At 36.6% G+C, this 18,095-nt stretch carries 15 protein-coding genes; 10 read left to right on the top strand and 5 right to left on the bottom strand.

Going from position 1 to position 18,095, the window contains the following annotated elements:
* Positions 1-45 precede the first annotated feature (45 nt).
* The 5 genes from AC0L3W_RS05955 (at position 46) to AC0L3W_RS05975 (ending at position 6,886) form a co-directional block, all read left to right on the top strand.
* Positions 46-2,052, top strand: a complete 2,007-nt coding sequence (locus tag AC0L3W_RS05955) for a sensor domain-containing diguanylate cyclase (protein ID WP_409439416.1) — start codon at positions 46-48, stop codon at positions 2,050-2,052.
* 223 nt (positions 2,053-2,275) lie between these two features.
* Complete coding sequence (locus AC0L3W_RS05960; RefSeq protein WP_409439415.1) at positions 2,276-3,634, top strand: DASH family cryptochrome; 1,359 nt, start codon at positions 2,276-2,278, stop codon at positions 3,632-3,634.
* 3 nt (positions 3,635-3,637) lie between these two features.
* Positions 3,638-5,158 carry a cryptochrome/deoxyribodipyrimidine photo-lyase family protein gene (locus AC0L3W_RS05965; RefSeq protein ID WP_409439414.1) on the top strand — a complete coding sequence of 507 codons (1,521 nt, stop codon included), beginning with the start codon at positions 3,638-3,640 and terminating at the stop codon, positions 5,156-5,158.
* 1 nt (position 5,159) lies between these two features.
* Positions 5,160-5,312: a DUF2256 domain-containing protein gene (locus AC0L3W_RS05970; RefSeq protein ID WP_290037993.1), complete on the top strand. Its 153-nt coding sequence runs from the start codon at positions 5,160-5,162 to the stop codon at positions 5,310-5,312.
* Between the two features lie 23 nt (positions 5,313-5,335).
* A complete protein-coding gene (locus AC0L3W_RS05975) occupies positions 5,336-6,886 on the top strand; it encodes a cryptochrome/photolyase family protein (protein ID WP_409439413.1) in 1,551 nt (516 codons plus the stop codon).
* Positions 6,887-6,925: 39 nt separating this feature from the next.
* Here the strand turns inward: AC0L3W_RS05975 and AC0L3W_RS05980 are convergent, their stop codons facing one another.
* Positions 6,926-7,468, bottom strand: a complete 543-nt coding sequence (locus AC0L3W_RS05980) for an NUDIX domain-containing protein (RefSeq protein ID WP_290037990.1) — start codon at positions 7,466-7,468, stop codon at positions 6,926-6,928.
* Between the two features lie 975 nt (positions 7,469-8,443).
* On the opposite strand from AC0L3W_RS05980, the gene AC0L3W_RS05985 reads away from it, so the two are divergent.
* Positions 8,444-9,199, top strand: a complete 756-nt coding sequence (locus AC0L3W_RS05985) for an SDR family NAD(P)-dependent oxidoreductase (protein ID WP_290037989.1) — start codon at positions 8,444-8,446, stop codon at positions 9,197-9,199.
* A gap of 122 nt (positions 9,200-9,321) precedes the next feature.
* On the opposite strand, the gene AC0L3W_RS05990 is transcribed toward AC0L3W_RS05985, so the two are convergent.
* A complete protein-coding gene (locus tag AC0L3W_RS05990) occupies positions 9,322-10,017 on the bottom strand; it encodes a tRNA (adenine(22)-N(1))-methyltransferase TrmK (protein WP_409439412.1) in 696 nt (231 codons plus the stop codon).
* Between the two features lie 13 nt (positions 10,018-10,030).
* Positions 10,031-12,217 carry a Tex family protein gene (locus tag AC0L3W_RS05995; RefSeq protein WP_409439411.1) on the bottom strand — a complete coding sequence of 729 codons (2,187 nt, stop codon included), beginning with the start codon at positions 12,215-12,217 and terminating at the stop codon, positions 10,031-10,033.
* Between the two features lie 138 nt (positions 12,218-12,355).
* On the opposite strand from AC0L3W_RS05995, the gene AC0L3W_RS06000 reads away from it, so the two are divergent.
* Positions 12,356-13,357, top strand: coding sequence for a Gfo/Idh/MocA family protein (locus AC0L3W_RS06000; protein WP_473574770.1), 1,002 nt, complete (start codon positions 12,356-12,358; stop codon positions 13,355-13,357).
* A 90-nt stretch (positions 13,358-13,447) separates the two neighbouring features.
* Here the strand turns inward: AC0L3W_RS06000 and AC0L3W_RS06005 are convergent, their stop codons facing one another.
* Both AC0L3W_RS06005 and AC0L3W_RS06010 read right to left on the bottom strand, forming a co-directional pair.
* The gene (locus AC0L3W_RS06005; RefSeq protein WP_290037983.1) at positions 13,448-13,786 is read right to left on the bottom strand and encodes a hypothetical protein; all 339 of its coding nucleotides are present in this window, start codon (positions 13,784-13,786) and stop codon (positions 13,448-13,450) included.
* 20 nt (positions 13,787-13,806) lie between these two features.
* A complete protein-coding gene (locus AC0L3W_RS06010) occupies positions 13,807-14,175 on the bottom strand; it encodes a thioredoxin domain-containing protein (protein ID WP_290037982.1) in 369 nt (122 codons plus the stop codon).
* A 234-nt stretch (positions 14,176-14,409) separates the two neighbouring features.
* Between AC0L3W_RS06010 and AC0L3W_RS06015 the strand changes: the two genes are divergently transcribed.
* The 3 genes from AC0L3W_RS06015 to AC0L3W_RS06025 all read left to right on the top strand — a co-directional run bounded on the left by AC0L3W_RS06015 (position 14,410) and on the right by AC0L3W_RS06025 (position 17,941).
* Positions 14,410-15,702 (top strand): DEAD/DEAH box helicase, encoded by a 1,293-nt coding sequence (locus AC0L3W_RS06015; protein WP_290037980.1) that lies wholly within the window; start codon positions 14,410-14,412, stop codon positions 15,700-15,702.
* A 242-nt stretch (positions 15,703-15,944) separates the two neighbouring features.
* The gene (gene fbp, locus AC0L3W_RS06020; RefSeq protein ID WP_290037978.1) at positions 15,945-16,946 is read left to right on the top strand and encodes a class 1 fructose-bisphosphatase; all 1,002 of its coding nucleotides are present in this window, start codon (positions 15,945-15,947) and stop codon (positions 16,944-16,946) included.
* 425 nt (positions 16,947-17,371) lie between these two features.
* On the top strand, positions 17,372-17,941 hold the full coding sequence (locus AC0L3W_RS06025) for a DUF2057 family protein (RefSeq protein ID WP_409439409.1): 570 nt from the start codon (positions 17,372-17,374) through the stop codon (positions 17,939-17,941).
* Positions 17,942-18,095 lie beyond the last annotated feature (154 nt).

Here is an 18,095-nt window from a genome sequence, read left to right on the forward strand (position 1 = left end):
AGTAACTAATACAACAGCCATAAAATATAATAACAAGAGCAATCTATGACATTAACACAATTACCGTCAACTTCTGAGTTACAATTAACCTCCATCTGGCCCGTTATAATTAAGCGATTTATTTGGAGTTATGCGTTATTAGCGATCTCAATAACGTTATTATTAACTTATGCTTACCAGCAATATACGCAAAATGTAGCTAAAACTATGCTAAATCAAGAAGAAGCCTTTGTTTCTTCTACTACGCAAGTACTACAAAAAGAGATGCAAATGCAATTAATGGTATTGCAGATGAGTACTCGCTCTAACGTATTAGCTAACTTCCTTGAGTACGGCAGCCCAATCAGTCGTAAAGGCTTAGAAACCTTGTTCATCAACCTTGCCGTTACTTTTAATCGATACGATCAAATTCGTTTAATCGACATGCAAGGTAATGAAAGAATCCGAATGAATTATAATAGTGGTCAACCTACTATCGTCAATGCTAATAATCTACAGAATAAACAAGACTCCTCTTACTTTAAAGAAAGTAAAAAACTAAGAAAAGGTCAGGTGTATGTCTCTGCAATGGAACTTAATATGGAGTATGGGAAAGTGGAAGTTCCTTACAAACCAGTGATCCGTTTTGCGACGCCTATTTTTAATTCAAAAGGAGAAAAACTCGGGTTAATGGTCATGAACTATTTTGCTAATGAATTACTTGAAGATTTTCGAAAGCAAATGGAGCTGCGTATTAGTGGCCAAGGTATGTTAATCGACCCACAAGGTTATTGGTTAAGCAACCACGATAGAAATAATGAATGGGGTGCAAGCCTTGATAATGTAGACCAAAAATTCAAAGATTTATATCCAGATGCTTGGCCAACCATTAATCAAAATCGTGACGGTATTTATCACTCTAAATCAGGCATATTTCGCTATGTCTCTATCAATCCTTTTAACCTTGATAGCATTGGTATGTTTCAAAATGAACAAAATGTTAATTTAACTGTGGTTGACCAATCTAAAAAAGTAACTGATTGGAAGTTAGTTATCTTTTTGCCTAATGAAACCATCAATGAGCATTCTATATTTAATACGCACTTTGCAAAAGTTGTCATTGTATTACTTTATCTGGCAGCGGCGGCTATTTTACTGTTACTGCTATTTATCTCCGAGCAAAAACGCAGAGAAATCGTATATGATGGCATCATTAAAGAAGAACTTAATGACCTTTATGAAAATTCACCTTGTGGCTACCACAGCCTAGATAAACAAGGCATTATTCTAAAAATTAATCAAACTGAATTAAACTGGCTTGGTTATCAACATGAAGAAGTAATAGGGAGACCTTTTACAGATTTTCTGACCCCGTCTAGCATCACAACATTTGAGCGTTTTCTAGCGCAATTGCAATTAGATAATCAAATTGAAGGTGTTGTACTAGAGATACAATGCAAAGATGGTCATACCTTCTTTGTTTCTACATCTGCTACCTCTATTTTAGAAAAGGGACACTTTGCTATTGCTCGTACATCTGCCTTTGATATTACCGACCGTATTGAGTTAGAAGAACGCCTAGCGTACATTGCTAACACAGATGTATTAACAGGAATTAGTAACCGTCGCCACTTCTTTATTGAAGCTGAACAATATTTACAATCTGAGCAAGATATTTCTATATTAATGCTTGATGCCGACCACTTCAAAAAGGTCAATGATGTTTACGGCCATGATGTCGGCGATGAAGTATTGAAAGCAATTGCTATTACATTAAGAGCAGCATTACCAAAGGAAGTGGTATTAGCTCGATTAGGTGGCGAAGAATTTGTCATCATTACCGTAGGACTCAATGCAAAGCAAGCTTTACATCTATCGCAAAACATTTGTACACAAATGCAAAATACTCTAATTCCTGTTAATGGTGAAGAGGATATCTCCATCACTTTATCGATTGGTACTGCGCAGCGTAACTTTTATGGTGAAGAGATAGATGAGATCTTAAAGCGAGCTGATATTGCACTATATCAAGCTAAAGCAACCGGTAGAAATAAAGCAATTCAGTTAAGTTAACAAACCATACCTTAGAAGCCTTAAACTCGAAGCAAAAATGGCTTAGCAAAACGAACACAATTGTGTGGCTAAGCCCTTTGATCCGACTATTAACCTACTTAATACCTTTTCAATACACTTATCCCTACTCACGTTTTATTATTAAAGCATTCAATCTAAGCGCTAGATATTGATCTCAATATACTGATTGTTCGTATATTTTGCTATTTATGGGATAATTTTAATGCGACGCACATTATATTGGGTAACCAAAGATCTAAGAATTAATGATAACTTGGCACTGAACCTAACAAGTCAAAGTGAACAGCTAATTTGCGTAGCTGTTATTGACCCTAAATGGTTTACTGTTAACCAACAACAAGCACTTCCCTTGGGTAAAACCCGTCTTACCTTTTTATTACAAGGTATACATGAGCTTAATAAAAACTTACAGAAATTAGGTCAGCGACTGCACATCATTAATGCTGATCCTGTTAGCTCGTTGAATGCTATATGCCGTCAATATGCGATTACAGATCTAGTTACAACTAAAAGACCTGGATCCTATGAACGCGATATTACCAAGCAATTACAACAGCATCAGCCACAACTAGACATACACTTAGTAGAGCAATTTACCCTATTCACCGAACAAGCGTTGCCCTTTTCTTTATCAGAATTACCAGCAAGTTACTCTAAATTTAGAAAAGCGGTTGCTAGTATCTCACCTGCCATTCCACAAACTGCTACTTACCAATTGCCAAAGCAATTTAACCAACCGTTAGACGAATATCATAGGTGTTGGAATGAATTATTTGTCGAAAAACATCTATCTGAAAATATTAAAATGAATGCTCAGCAACGAGGTTATTACTTCACTGGCGGCGAGCAAGCTGGATTTGAACAACTTCAACAATACTTTTCATCATCGGCACCAGCAAGGTACAAAGAAGTCAGAAACAAACTTGATGGTTGGGATAATAGCAGTAAGTTATCGGCCTGGATCAATTATGGTTTTATCTCTGTAACGCAAGTAACGAATTACATTAATGAGTTTGAGCAACTACATGGCAAAAGTGCATCAACAGAAAGCCTTTATCATGAACTGTTATGGCGCGAATACTTTCAGTGGTTACATTATAAAATACAAGATAAATTATATCAGTTTAAAGGCTTAGCAAGTTCAAATCCTCTAACTTCTTTTTACCCTGAGCGTTTTAAAAAATGGAGTACCGCTAACACCCCTTTCCCATTGGTTAATGCTTGCATTAATGAATTAGTTGAAACCGGGTATCTAAGTAACCGAGGTAGACAGATTGTCGCTAGTTGTTTAGTGAATGAATTAAGTGTCGATTGGCGATACGGTGCGGCATGGTTTGAACAACATTTAATCGACTATGATGCTGCCATCAACTGGGGAAATTGGCAGTATATCGCAGGCGTTGGAGTTGACCCACGTGGAGGCAGGCACTTTAACTTAAAGAAACAGACTCAAATACATGATCCTAATGGTGAATACCAAGCAATTTGGGCTGAACAAGGTAAGCAACAAACACAACCACCTCTAGATTCAGTCACTGCAGATGACTGGCCTGTATCATAATCTATGAACAACGTGTCAATAATAGAACGTAAAGCCATTAACTTAGTTTGGTTAAAGCGTGACTTAAGATTGAGTGATCATCAACCCTTAGCATCTTCTGTTGAGTCTGGTTTAACTTTACTCTATTACGTATTTGAACCTTGCTTGGTGAATGATCCACATTATGATCTTCGCCATTGGCGTTTTGTATGGCAATCAATACAAGATTTAAATCAACAACTCGCGGCATTTAATTCGCAAGTTTATGTTTTTTTTGGGGATGCTGTAGCGGCATTAGATGAGATACAAAAACAATTTATTATTAAACAACTCTTTAGCCACGAAGAAACGGGGTTATTAGTCACCTTTGAACGGGATAAACAAATAAAAAGTTGGTGTAACCGACATAAAGTTCAATGGCATGAAACACCGACTGGTGCGGTAGTTCGTGCCAGAAAAGATAGACAAGGTTGGGATAAACAGTGGCGTAAAGTAATCAAAGGCGAACTCACTTCACCAAAACTTTCTACACATAATTTAGTGCCTAATAAAGCCCTAATAGCATTACCACAAGCAACACTACCCGATGATTGGCTGATAATGGATCCATCAATGCTAACTGGTGGAGAGCAATGGGCACATAAAATACTCAACTCATTTCTAGGCGGACGAGGGAAACATTACCACTTTAATATTTCTAAACCCTTAGCAAGCCGCAAAAGTTGCTCTCGCTTATCACCTTACCTAGCTTGGGGGAACATTAGTTTAAAACAATGCTATCAGGCTATTTTACAAAAGCGTCCTGAATTTGGTTGGAAAAAACCCATTGACGGTTTAGCATCGCGCTTGCATTGGCACTGCCACTTTATTCAAAAGTTTGAAAGTGAGCATCAAATGCAATGGCGTCACCTCAATGCGGCTTATCACCATTTTGATTACCCTGAGCAACATTGTGGCCTATCTGTAACAACAAGGTTAGCACGTTGGAAGAATGCACAAACTGGCTACCCATTAGTTGATGCTTGCATGCTTTGCTTAATGAAAACCGGTTATATCAATTTTAGAATGCGCGCTATGTTAGTCAGCTTTTTGTGTCACCATTTGTTAGTGGATTGGCGATTGGGTGTTACATATCTCGCTAAATTGTTTCTGGATTTTGAGCCTGGTATTCATTATCCGCAATTTCAAATGCAATCAGGCGTCACTGGGACCAATATAATCCGCGTATATAACCCAGTGAAACAATCTCAAGAAAAAGATCCCGACGGTGATTTCATCAGAAAATGGCTCCCTCAACTATCCGACATACCCAATGAGATTATTCATACTCCATGGATCTTATCAGCAATGGAACAGCAGCTTTATCAATTTACGATAGGCGAAAGCTACCCTGAGCCTATGGTTGATATTGAACAAACAGGAAAAATTGCACGCGATCTATTATGGAGTTTTCGTAAACGGATTGACACACGACAAGAGGGTCAACGTATTGTGGCTAAACATGTGCGAAAGCGTCGCCCTCGTTCTTCCAAGAGTAAACAATAAGATGCATAACAAACCGTTCCTACCAAGCAAAATTTGCGTCACATGCAATAAGCCATTTAATTGGCGCAAGAAATGGCAACTTAACTGGCAACAAGTGCGTTATTGCTCGGAGCGATGTCGTCGCCATAAAGCAACATCAACTAAGCAAGTATAATGCAGACAAGACAAGGAAAACTAATGAAAGCAAAACAGCTTAAATTAATATTAGGCGATCAACTAAACCCATTACACAGTTGGTTCCAACAAGTTGATAATGATGTTGTTTATATCATTGCAGAGTTACAACAAGAGGCTGATTATACTAAGCATCATATTAAAAAAATAACCGCCTTCTTTGCAGCTATGGCAGACTTTTCAGATCATTTAAAGAAGCAGGATCATCAAGTGTGTTACCTCACTTTAGATGAGACCAATGAATATCAAGATTTACCTGATCTATTAACGGCATTGGCCAAGCAATATGGTTGTGAGGCAATCCACTACCAGCAACCTGATGAGTATCGTTTACGAGATCAACTACATCAGATGTCAAAGCAAATCACTTTACCTATGTTTGAGGAGGACACAGAGCATTTTTTACTGCCCTTTGAGCAGTTACGAGAACACTTTACGCCTAAAAAACATGTGCGAATGGAAACTTTCTATCGTTTTATGCGCAAGCGCTTTGATATATTGATGGAAGCAGGCAAACCACAAGGTGGCGCTTGGAATTATGATGCGAATAATCGCCAATCATTTAGTGTATCGGACCTTAAAAAGATCCCTCGTCCATTGATTTTTGATAACCCAGCAAAATCCTATTTGACACGTATTGAGGCACACAAAGTTAAAACCATAGGTGAATCCTCTGAACAAGTGGACTATCCAATTAATCGTCAACAATCGCTACAATTATTACACTATTTTTGTGAACATCAATTACCAAACTTTGGTAATTTTCAAGATGCGATGACAGTTAACTCACCATATTCATGGAGCTTATACCATTCTCGTTTAAGCTTTTCCTTGAACTGTAAAATGATTAATCCTATGGAAGTGGTGCAAACTGCATTACATGCGTTTACACATTCACGTGGGGCGATCACTTTACCTCAAATTGAAGGTTTTGTTAGGCAGATCATTGGTTGGCGTGAATATGTAAGAGGTATGTATTGGGTTAATATGCCTGATTATTCATCTCAAAATGTGCTTTCTGCCAGTAAAGATTTACCAAAATATTTTTGGGACGGGAAAACGAAAATGCAATGTCTGAAGAGCGCTATTTCACAATCTTTAGAACATGCCTATGCACACCATATTCAGCGATTAATGATAACGGGTAATTTTTCGTTATTAGCAGGAATCGCTCCTGAGCAAGTAGATGAATGGTATTTGGGAATTTATATTGATGCCATTGAATGGGTCGAACTCCCCAATACACGAAGCATGGCTTTATTTGCAGATGGCGGCTGGATTGCCACCAAACCCTATGCCGCTAGCGGTAATTACGTCAATAAAATGAGTGATTACTGTAAAAACTGTCGTTATAAGGTAAAAGAAAAAGTCAGTGCCGATGCCTGTCCTCTTAACAGTTTATATTGGAACTTTATCGACCAGCACTATGACAAGTTTTCCAAAAATCCAAGAATGTCCTTTCCAGTGCGAAATTGGGACAAAATAGATAACGGCCAAAAAATCGCTATTAGAGAAAAAGCAGCAAACATTTTAGCCAATCTAAATGAGCTATGAGCATGTTTTAATCATGCTCTGACACTTACTTTGTAATCATTAAAGTAAACGCTGTTTAATCTGTTGCATTAAATAAGTTTCACGTTGAATAGATAGGCCCTGCTTTGGGTCGTGCTCAATGGTATGCAAGTTATGTTGAATGGCTTCTTCAATATCTACCCAACGTACATGCATACCATTCTTAACTTCATAATCTTCTAACTTATTTTCTGCAAGCTGATCAGCAATATCACAAGTATAACAATAGGAAAGCATGTGCATAATTGAGCATTCAGAGCGATGTTTTGCACTGTTATGTGGGCGGTACTCTTCAAATAAACCAAAAGGCTGAATATTTGTAATCTGTTGTGCGCCAGTTTCTTCAGATAATTCACGCTCTAAACCTTCTGTTATTGCCTCCCCCAGATCGACACCGCCACCTGGTAAAGAGTAATCATTATAACGCTCGGTGAACATTAACAGAATTTTACCTTGTTTAATCACAATAGCTCGTGTTGCAAGGCGAGTGAAACTTTCGGGGTGTTCTGGTGTTAAATTGATGTCTGTGATCGACGGATGGACAACACGTTTTAATAACTGCATAACAATCTCTAAATAAATAACGACTTATATATCCTCCATACTGGATAACAAAAGCGAGGCAAAATTCTTATTTATGCAGATTTCTACGTTAAATAATTTACTTGAACTACCTACAGCCTAATAAAAACCTAACCACCTGATTTTAAATCATGTTTCGCTTCCGTTAACCAGAATGAGGTTATACATGGAAATAATATGAAGCGGCATCATACTCAACATTGACTGCACATCATACTAACCCATCAATTTATTGATAATTTATAGGGAGAGGCTTAAAAATTGAATGGGAACAAAGCTACCTAAATATTAAATTCTCACAATACATTTGCTCACATATCTGGAGGTAAAAGCTCTAATAACTTAAAATAAAAACTTAAATTAATGCATTATGTACAACAAATAGAGTATAGAGTGATGAGGTGTCGATCACAATTTGGCACTTAATTAAATCATACAAAACAGCTTATAAATCATTATATTTATCCATGTATTAAACTAAGTTAATTCAACACACTGTCAAAGAAAAAGTTAAACAACAAAACAACGAACAACATTAATATCATAAAAATCAATAACATAAAATCATAAAGATAGATTAATTTAATAATATAACTTATCTGATTACAATTCACCTTCCATCATTAGATCAAAAATTACAGTAGTTAAAACGTATTTTTAGATTAATTTACCCTTATTATTGTTTGATAAACGATTTTACAAACGCATTATTTGTAATACAATAACACTGTGATTTAGATTGATATGTATTTACAGCGAATGCTTTATATCAATTAACTTTTAAAGGTGATCACCAAGGTTATAAAGTAACAAGACTGACATTGTGAATATAGAAAACAATTTCTTCTTTAATACCAAACTTTAATAATAAATTAAGGACCTCTTTATAACATTGTTGATCGCCTCCTTCGTGCCTCTGGCATAACGATCAATTAACTAGTCAATGAGAATATAAATATGTCTAAAAAAATTGCTTTAATCACTGGTGCAACTGGTGGAATTGGTTTCCAAGTAGCTAAACGCCTTGGTCAAGATGGTTACACAGTAGTACTTAACGGTATCGAAGATGAAGTCGGTGCAACACGTGTTGCTGAGCTTAAAGCTGAAGGTATCGAAGCTGAATACTACGGTTTTGACGTAACTGATGACGTTGCAGTAACAGAAAATGTAACTGCAATTGGTAATAAATATGGTCAAATTGATGTTGTTGTTAATAACGCTGGTGGTCTAGGCGGTCGTAGTCCAATCGAAGAGATGACAACTGAGTTTTACCGTTTTGTAATGGCACTTAACCTTGATAGTGCTGTATTTGTTTCTCGCGCAGCGATTCCATTCTTGAAAAAAGCTGAAGGTGGTTCAATCATTAACTACACTTCAAATGCCGCATGGAACGCTGGTGGCCCAGGCGCTGGTATTTACGGTACGTCTAAAGCAGCTGTCCATACCTTAACACGTGCACTTGCTAAAGAATTAGCACCTGCAGGCATCCGTGTAAATGCAGTATCTCCAGGTACTATCGATACTCCATTCCACGCACAAATTAAAGAAACTAAACCAGAAGTATTTGCGTCATGGAAAGATAGCATCATGTTGGGTCGTTTAGGTCAACCTGAAGATGTTTCTGGCGTTATCTCTTTCTTAGTAAGTAAAGATGCGGCATTTATTACTGCTGAAACAATCCAAATTGGCGGTGGTCAAGCTCTAGGTATCTAGCATCTAGCATCTAGCATCTAGCATCTAGCATCTAAAATCTAGCTTAACCAAAACAGTAAGCCACATAATATTTTTATGTGGCTTTTTTTATTAGCGTATTATTTGATTAAACAGAAGTATTTTTATAAGTATCGTTGTTCAACACGACGGTAATCATCTAAGGCTAATTGATTTAATTGATTATGTTTATCAGCAATGACACTGCGTTGATAATGAGTCATCAACTTTTTAAGGTAAATCGTAGCGGATGGATGACTTTTCCATAACCCATCACTCCCTGTTAAACTGATTGCTTGCCCTTCTATTTGGCTTATTAACAATAATTCATAACCACGTTTGTTCTCTAGTACTAAACGTTCAGCTTTTGATTTGAACTCTAATTCCCTTAATACTTTACGTAATTTATAGGTGTGTTGTACAGGGCATAAAAGGAAGTCAAGGTGCAAGTCCTTACAAGTCGTCACAAGGCGTTTCATTATATCAATCATTAAGTCTCCGCCTATACCACTGATAATTACTAGTTGTTTAGCCGTCATGGGTAACTGCAATGCTGATTCTGCTAACTTAATTTCACTTACATCCTGACATAACACCTTCCATCTGACATCTGCAGGTAAATGGTGACCATGTTGCTGTAATTTTAATGCCAGTTTATCCGTAATTTCTGGGACTACATCAACAAAATTCAGTTGTTTAATAAGTCCACCAGCGAGAATTTTAAAACCTAATAACCCATGGTCACAACAACAGTCCCATACCAAATCATAAGGTTCATTCACCATTTCAGAAAGAGATAATAAACGTTTGTTTAACTTCATAATGTAATTCGACTTAATTCTTAGGCTGACTGACGTGTTTCATGGTTAATGCAATACGTTTTCGTTGTATCTCTACACTGACTACTTTAACGTTAACGATCTGCCCTACTTTTACAATTTTATGAGGGTCATCCACGAAACGATCAGTCAACATAGAAATATGTACCAAACCATCTTGATGTACGCCTATATCAACAAAAGCACCAAAATTAGCAACATTAGTTACCACCCCTTGTAATTCCATCTCTTCTTCTAAATCACTAATTTTATTAATTGATTGCTCAAAGCTTGCCATTTTAAACTCTTCTCTTGGATCGAGACGCGCTAAAGTTAAGGTTGCTAAAATCGTTTTATATTGTTCAAGCGTTTGTGCATCGTTCGCAGGAGGTAAAGTTAAATTAGACGTTTGTTTTTCAATAATAATCTCCGCTAACGCTTGTTTATTATGAGCCGCTAATTTTTTTGCTTGTGAGTATTGCTCCGGATGCAAAATGGTTTGATCAAGGCAATTATCGCCGTCTACTACTCTTAAAAATCCAGCGGCCTGTTGGAAAGCTTTAGCACCTAAACGAGGTACTTTATTAAGTGCTTGTCTTGAATTGAAACGTCCATTTTCTTCACGATAAGCAACAATATTGTTCGCTAAACTGGCATTCAAACCAGCAACATGAGCTAAGACACAACTAGATGCGGTGTTCAAATCAACACCTACATTATTAACACAGTCTTCCACAACAGCTTGTAATCGATTGGCCAACGCAGTTTGATTAACATCATGTTGATATAAACCGACGCCAATCGCTTTCGCTTCAATTTTCACTAATTCCGATAATGGATCTTGTAAACGACGAGCAATAGATACCGCGCCACGTAAAGTTACATCTAATTGTGGAAACTCTTGCGCTGCTAAAGCTGAAGCAGAATACACAGAAGCCCCCGCTTCACTGACCGAAATAGCCTGAATTGGAGAACCGAGTTCTTTGATGATATTAGCAATAAAATGTTCACTTTCTCGAGAGGCTGTACCGTTACCAATGGCGACTAATTCCACTTTATATTGGTTAATTAGCCTAGTCACTACCTGTGTGGCCTTATCAATGTGCGCTTGTGGTTGATGAGGGTAAATAGTTTCAGTCGCTAATAGTTTACCCGTTTGATCAACCACAGCTAATTTACAACCGCTTCTAAAGCCAGGGTCTAACCCTAACGTTATTTTAGCACCCGCAGGAGACGCCATTAATAAGGCTTTTAGGTTATTAGCAAATTGCTCAATGGCTTCAATGTCAGCTTGCTCTTTGAGTTGTACTAAGCACTGTTTTTCTAGACTCGGTAATAGCTTTGTGTGCCAAGCATTATCAATAACGTACCTATGCCATGAATCATGGTCTTCTTTATCAAGATAAATACCTAACTGTTTTGCCATCATAGTTTGGCAATAACTGTAGGCATTTTTATGTTTTTGAAAAGGATCTGGATTAATTTTTAAACGTAAGAAGCCTTCCGCTTTACCACGTAACATAGCTAATACTCTATGCGCTGGTAAACGATTTAAACGAGCGCTAAAATCAAAATAATCTTTAAATTTAATAGCGTCATCAATTTTAGATTTTACCACGGTGGAAGTCAGTTCAGCCTGTTCAACAAGATGATCTTTTAACATGCTTTGTAGTTTCACATCCTGTGCTATTTTATTGATAGCGATGGCCAATGCCCCTGCTAACACTTTCTCTTTACTCTCAAAACCTTTAGCAACATTAATGTAACGAGTAGCTAATTTACTTAGGTCTTGTTTCGGTGATTGCCAAAGTTGTTCTGCCAAACTCCCTAAACCAGCATCCTCTGCTAGTTTCGCTTTCGTTATTCGTGATATTTTAAAAGGCGCATAACAATGCTCTAAAGTAACTTTATCTTTAATGGATTGGATTTGATTTTTTAAGGCTGTCGTTAATTTACCTTGCTGTTCAATAGCATTAATAATGCTCTCTTTTCGTGATGCTAGCTCTCTAAAGTAGGTTAACTTACTTTCTAATAGTCTCAGCTGACTATCATCTAGCGATTCAGTTAAATGCTTTCTATAACGTGCAATAAATGGGACTGTATTGCCATCATCCAATAATTGTATGGCACTGTTAACTTGAGAGGCTTTGATTTGGCATGCTGATGCGAGATCGTCGATAAGTTGATTAGCAGGTAATGGCATTAGGTTATTCTTTTATGGTTCAGATAATTAGCCGGTATTTTTATCACACTTTGTTACTTTGTTCGATGCGATTTTATTGTTAACCTTGGTTTATGTGTGATCTTGATGGTCACTAACAGTATTTTTATACAGGATTGAATGATGATTAAATTTGCAGTGATCGGCACTAACTGGATTACACAAAAGTTTATTGAAGGTACTAATAATCCACCAAACAATCACGATCAAGTTATGCAGCTTCATGGAGTCTATTCGCGTGAACTTGAAAGAGCGAAGTCCTTTGCGAATAAGTTTAATGCATCGCTGTCTTTTGATGATTTATTACATTTAGCCATGTCAAAAGAGATTGATGCGGTTTACATTGCAAGCCCTAATTCATTGCATTATGAACAAAGTAAATTGATGTTGGTGCATGGTAAACACGTAATCTGTGAGAAGCCATTGAGCTCTACTTTTGAACAAGCACAAGATTTATATCAAACAGCTAAAGATAATAATGTCATCTTCTTTGAAGCCTACATGACAGCACACTTACCAAACTTTAAGGTCATACAAGATAACTTGCCGCGCTTAGGCAAAATTCGTAAAGCCCACATTCAATATTGCCAATACTCATCAAGGTACCCAGCTTACTTAGCAGGAGATAAACCTAATACGTTCTACCCGAAATTTTCTAATGGTTCGATCATGGATATTGGCTTTTATTGTGTTGCATTAACCTGTGCTATATTCGGTAAACCCAACACAATTAAAGCACAAGCAACATTGCTTGAATCTGGTGTTGATGGTTGTGGCAGTGCCATATTAGATTATCAAGACTTTGCAGTGACCATCAATCATTCCAAAATATCTGGTTCAAGCCAAGTAAGCGAAATTCAAGGAGAGTCAGGCTCTTTATTAATAGAGCATGTTGGGCAGTGTTTTAATGTTGTTTACCAAAACAACAAAGGGGAAGATCAGCGAACGCTATCGCAGGCACAATCTGATAACAGTATGTGTTATGAAGCATTGGCTTTTGTTGCTCAAATCAAACAAGCTCAGATTAACCCTGTGTTGGAGCAGCGAGCATTGCAAACATCTCAAGTTATAGAAGAAATTCGACAGCAAACAGGTGTGGTTTTTCCAGCTGACAAACAGTAGCAACCTTGATAAATCACTATTCACCTAACAGGTGAATCTAGACAAAATTATTAAACACCTTATTCGATAGTGGATAAGGTGTTTAATGCATTAACGACCAAAAAATTGATCTACAATTGCTTCTAAATTGGTTTCTAACTGATCTTCAAAATGTGCAAAATCTTCGTCAAATAGTGCTAAGTATTTCTCAACTTGCGTTTGATTTAAACTTTTGTTGCCTAATACAAAACTCATCTCTGGTAATGTTTTATCAATTCGTGCTTCAATAAAAAAATTAAGATAATAAGCCGCACAAGCTTGCAGTTGGGTTTGCGCAAATGTACAAAATTCTTCGATATATTGTAAGCCATCGGGCCCCAACGACCCGGGCTCCATACGAAATATAACGGCCATTTTTTTTTCAGCAGGTAATGTTGTTGGTGCAGACATACAATTCCTTAAGAGTTCCTTTAAGCACTTAATAATGCGTTGAATTTATTCGCTAAATTAATTAAATCTTGTTGTTTAATAACTTCTACATTATCCGTGCTTAACACTTTACCAGCTATCACTAATACTGTGCGAGGATAACCATGCCCACCAAGCTCATCAACTAAATCTTGATGTTGTTGATCAATAAAAGCGCCTTTAGTCTTCTGTGCAACCAATTGAAACACTGCTAGTTTTGCATCTAACGTATCTACTAAACGATTAATATTTTCTTGCTGTTGAGTACAATCAGAACACCATGAAGCAACAACATTAAGCACAAAGCTATGTTGTTGTTCAATTTTTTCATAAAACATATTAGGTTTAATCACCGTAATAGGATTAGGCATAGCGATTCCTTTTAAAGGGCAAGTTAATGGTAAATGATTGATCTATATTACAACAGATAATCTAATATAAAAACCTATGTTATCAATATCTTACCAAAGCAAGCTAATCAGAAATATTTTACACTCAGTTCATTCCCATTTAGTTCCGATCAATCTTTGTTTTTCATAACATTACAAAACAGAGTTTGTTATACTGCGCGATTATTTTGTAGTGTATAAATTTAGGACATAAATATGAGTGTTGATGCAGCAGGTTTATCTGCAAATCTATTAAAGGCAGTTAAAGCATGTGGTTATTCAAAACTAACGCCGATCCAACAGCAGGCTATTCCAATGATCAAAGCAGGTCATGATATATTAGCAAGTGCGCAAACAGGTACCGGTAAAACAGCTGCCTTTACACTACCTTTATTGGATATTTTAGCAAAGAACCAGCCTGAGAACATTGGTTCTTCACGCACCATTAAGGTATTAATTTTAACACCAACCCGCGAACTTGCATTACAAGTTGCTGAAAATGTAAAACAATATAGTCAATTTTTACCATTAACATCAGGCGTTGTCACTGGTGGTGCAAATATATCACCACAAACACAGATGTTAAAAACAGGTGTTGATGTCCTAGTTGCGACACCAGGTCGATTAATCGAGCATGTTAATGCGAGGCAAGTTGATTTAGCACACATTAAACACTTAGTACTTGATGAAGCCGATCGTATGTTAGACATGGGCTTTTTGACGGACATACAACAAATCACCGAAATCATTAAACAAAAACATCAAACACTGATGTTTTCTGCTACTTTTTCGAATAAAGTTAAAACTCTTGCTAATCAAATTTTACATACACCAAAAAATATTGAGACAGCAAAGCAAAACTCAACATCTGGTAAAGTAAAACAACAAGTTTACTGGGTCAGTGAAGCGCGTAAACGTGAGCTATTATCTGAATTAATTGGTGTTAAAAACTGGAAGCAAGTTTTAGTATTTGCCGGCACTAAAGAGAGCGCTAATATACTTGCTAAAGAGCTGAAACTTGATGGTATTAAAACTGCTTTATGTCATGGAGATAAGACACAAGGTGCACGTAATAAAGCGATTCAACAATTTGCTGAAGGCAGTGTTCGTGTTCTGGTTGCAACTGATGTAGCAGCACGTGGTTTAGATATTCCAGATTTACCGCATGTAGTTAACTTCCACCTCCCGTTTTTAGCTGAAGATTATGTTCACCGTATTGGTAGAACTGGACGCGCTGGTAAAAGTGGTCATGCTGTTTCATTGGTTAGCCCTAAAGACGAGCAATTCTTAGATAACATAGAAACATTAATTGGTCGCCAGTTCGAGCGAATTGTCTACCCTGGTTATGAGTTTAATAGTGCAGTTGATGTACAAGAAGATGGAAAAGCCTTTAAGAAAAGCCGCTATAAAGCAACACAAGAGCGTAATCAACTAATTGCAAAACGCAAAGCTGAAAATAAACCTTCCGCAATCAGAAAAGCTAAAAATAAAGCTCGAAAAGCAAGATAATCTATTTACTCGCTTTATAATAGGTAAAGTAATCAAGTGATCACTTTACCTTTCTTTTACCCTCCTTTAATTATTTCAATCCCTATTATTAGATAATTTCACAATTTATTAATTTAACATCAACGTTTAATTTGTAATACAATACTACTGGCAAGTCGATTATTAAGAGGTAGCTCACACCTTTAATCAAACAAAGCTTATTATTTAGCTTATAATTAATTCCCAAACTTATTGGAGAGCATATGATCACTTTAGGCGAATACATAATTGAAAAACAACATGATTTCCCAGAAGCAAGCGGGGAATTAACAGGTTTATTAGGTGCAATACGCTTAGCATCTAAAATTGTTAACCGTGAAATAAACAAAGCTGGGATTGCCAATATTATTGGTGCAACTGGTATCGAAAACATTCAAGGCGAAACACAACAAAAACTTGATTTATACGCAAATGATAAATTCAAACAAGCTTTAGAAGCACGTGGTGAAGTTTGTGGTATCGCCTCTGAAGAAGAAGACGACTTTGTCAGCTTTGATAGCGAACGCGGTATGAACAGTAAATATGTTGTATTAATGGATCCATTGGATGGCTCAACCAACATTGACGTTAATGTATCCGTAGGGACTATTTTCTCAATTTATAGACGTATCAGCCCTGTTGGTACACCAGTAACACTAGAAGATTTTTTACAACCCGGTATTAAGCAGGTAGCCGCTGGATATGTTATCTATGGCTCATCAACTATGCTTGTTTATACGACAGGTAACGGCGTACATGGCTTTACTTGTGATCCTTCATTAGGTGTATTCTATTTATCGCATGAAAATATGCAGCAACCTAAGACAGGAAAGTGTTATTCAATTAACGAAGGTAATTACCTTAAGTTTCCGGTCGGTGTTAAAAAGTACATTAAATATTGTCAAGAGATCGTGCCTGAAGATAACCGACCTTATACGTCTCGTTACATCGGTTCATTAGTGGCTGATTTCCACCGTAATTTATTAAAGGGTGGTATATTTATGTATCCATCTACTGCCCAAGCACCTGAAGGTAAACTGCGTTTATTATATGAGTGTAACCCCATTGCGTTTTTGGCTGAGCAGTCAGGCGGTATCGCAAGTACCGGTACACAACGTATAATGGAAATTGATCCTACTGAGCTACACCAACGAGTACCTTTCATGTGTGGTAGTGCTGATATGGTAAAAACAGCAGAAAAAATGATTGCTGATAACCCAGAATAATATCTATCTTAAAAACAGAGGGGTTAATAATAACTCCTCTGTCCTTTATTCAGCCCTTCTTTATCTACGCTATTTATCAACTCATCCCTCCACACCTCTATTTGTATGATTTAATAAATCATTATTGTTTATTACTCATATTTTTACATACCCATTTTTTACTTTTATTAGATAAAACTGCTTACGATGAAGTTCCAATCACAGCATTCTTCAAAAGATGTTAATGGTCGTTTAAATGAAACATAAATCAGTTATATTCGATGTCTGAAGAAATTGAATTTAATCACGCGTTAAATTAGATTAAATTTCACTCACTCAATTCACTTTATTTTCGTTTTATGGACATAAATCATTTATCACGATACCAAAATCGCTAATGATCTGTCATATTGACGTAATCAAAAAATATTTAGTTAGGAAAACATATGAGAATCACAGGATTAATTTTATCACTAGCCATTAGCCCTTTCGCTTTTTCAGGTGAGATTGTTACTAATAACGACTTACAATTAATGGCCGTTGATGGTGCTAAGGTAAAAAGCTCTTTTTTTACTGATAACTCATTAGAAGTAAAAGACGGTACTCATCAGGTAGTGGTTAGATACTCGAATGCATTTAGAGATGAACGTTTATTAGAAAGTAGACCTTATGTCTTCAATATTGAAGTAAAAGGCAACACTAACATTTCTACCAATCAACTACTTAGTTATGCACAAGCAGAACAAAAAATCTCTACAAAATTAGATTGGTTCGTTGAGAACGATTCTGGTGAATACCAGGTAGAAACATCAGACCAATTACATGGGGAAGGTTTTGCACCCTATGCTGATATTGAAGGATTAGTAGGTAAATATAACCAAAAAAATAATCTGCAAGTCACTGAAGGTTCAGTCACTAAAATAACTACAAACAGTTTAATTGAACAATATAAAGCAGCTGATGCAGAACAAAAGAAACAATTTAAAATCTGGTTAATTAATAACGATATTAAATAGTTTTTACCTTAATAAACACAAGTACCACTTAGCGGCGCCACTCTACAAACAAACACTGAACGTGCCGCTATATTATTGATATCACGCTTGAATACTAACTAAATATCTCCAACCCCAAAACAAGCTAATTACACTGCTTTATTTTCAAACGCTT

This window comes from Psychromonas sp. KJ10-5 (genome assembly GCF_055808325.1).

Bases quoted from the DNA above. Each gene is read 5' to 3' on its own strand.
- AC0L3W_RS05980 (WP_290037990.1), bottom strand. From the start codon at position 7,468: ATGCAGTTATTAAAACGTGTTGTCCATCCGTCGATCACAGACATCAAT.
- AC0L3W_RS05990 (WP_409439412.1), bottom strand. From the start codon at position 10,017: ATGAAGTTAAACAAACGTTTATTATCTCTTTCTGAAATGGTGAATGAA.
- AC0L3W_RS05960 (WP_409439415.1), top strand. From the start codon at position 2,276: ATGCGACGCACATTATATTGGGTAACCAAAGATCTAAGAATTAATGAT.
- fbp (WP_290037978.1), top strand. From the start codon at position 15,945: ATGATCACTTTAGGCGAATACATAATTGAAAAACAACATGATTTCCCA.
- AC0L3W_RS05995 (WP_409439411.1), bottom strand. From the start codon at position 12,217: ATGCCATTACCTGCTAATCAACTTATCGACGATCTCGCATCAGCATGC.
- AC0L3W_RS05970 (WP_290037993.1), top strand. From the start codon at position 5,160: ATGCATAACAAACCGTTCCTACCAAGCAAAATTTGCGTCACATGCAAT.
- AC0L3W_RS05985 (WP_290037989.1), top strand. From the start codon at position 8,444: ATGTCTAAAAAAATTGCTTTAATCACTGGTGCAACTGGTGGAATTGGT.
- AC0L3W_RS05955 (WP_409439416.1), top strand. From the start codon at position 46: ATGACATTAACACAATTACCGTCAACTTCTGAGTTACAATTAACCTCC.
- AC0L3W_RS06025 (WP_409439409.1), top strand. From the start codon at position 17,372: ATGAGAATCACAGGATTAATTTTATCACTAGCCATTAGCCCTTTCGCT.
- AC0L3W_RS06000 (WP_473574770.1), top strand. From the start codon at position 12,356: ATGATGATTAAATTTGCAGTGATCGGCACTAACTGGATTACACAAAAG.
- AC0L3W_RS06005 (WP_290037983.1), bottom strand. From the start codon at position 13,786: ATGTCTGCACCAACAACATTACCTGCTGAAAAAAAAATGGCCGTTATA.
- AC0L3W_RS06010 (WP_290037982.1), bottom strand. From the start codon at position 14,175: ATGCCTAATCCTATTACGGTGATTAAACCTAATATGTTTTATGAAAAA.
- AC0L3W_RS05975 (WP_409439413.1), top strand. From the start codon at position 5,336: ATGAAAGCAAAACAGCTTAAATTAATATTAGGCGATCAACTAAACCCA.
- AC0L3W_RS05965 (WP_409439414.1), top strand. From the start codon at position 3,638: ATGAACAACGTGTCAATAATAGAACGTAAAGCCATTAACTTAGTTTGG.
- AC0L3W_RS06015 (WP_290037980.1), top strand. From the start codon at position 14,410: ATGAGTGTTGATGCAGCAGGTTTATCTGCAAATCTATTAAAGGCAGTT.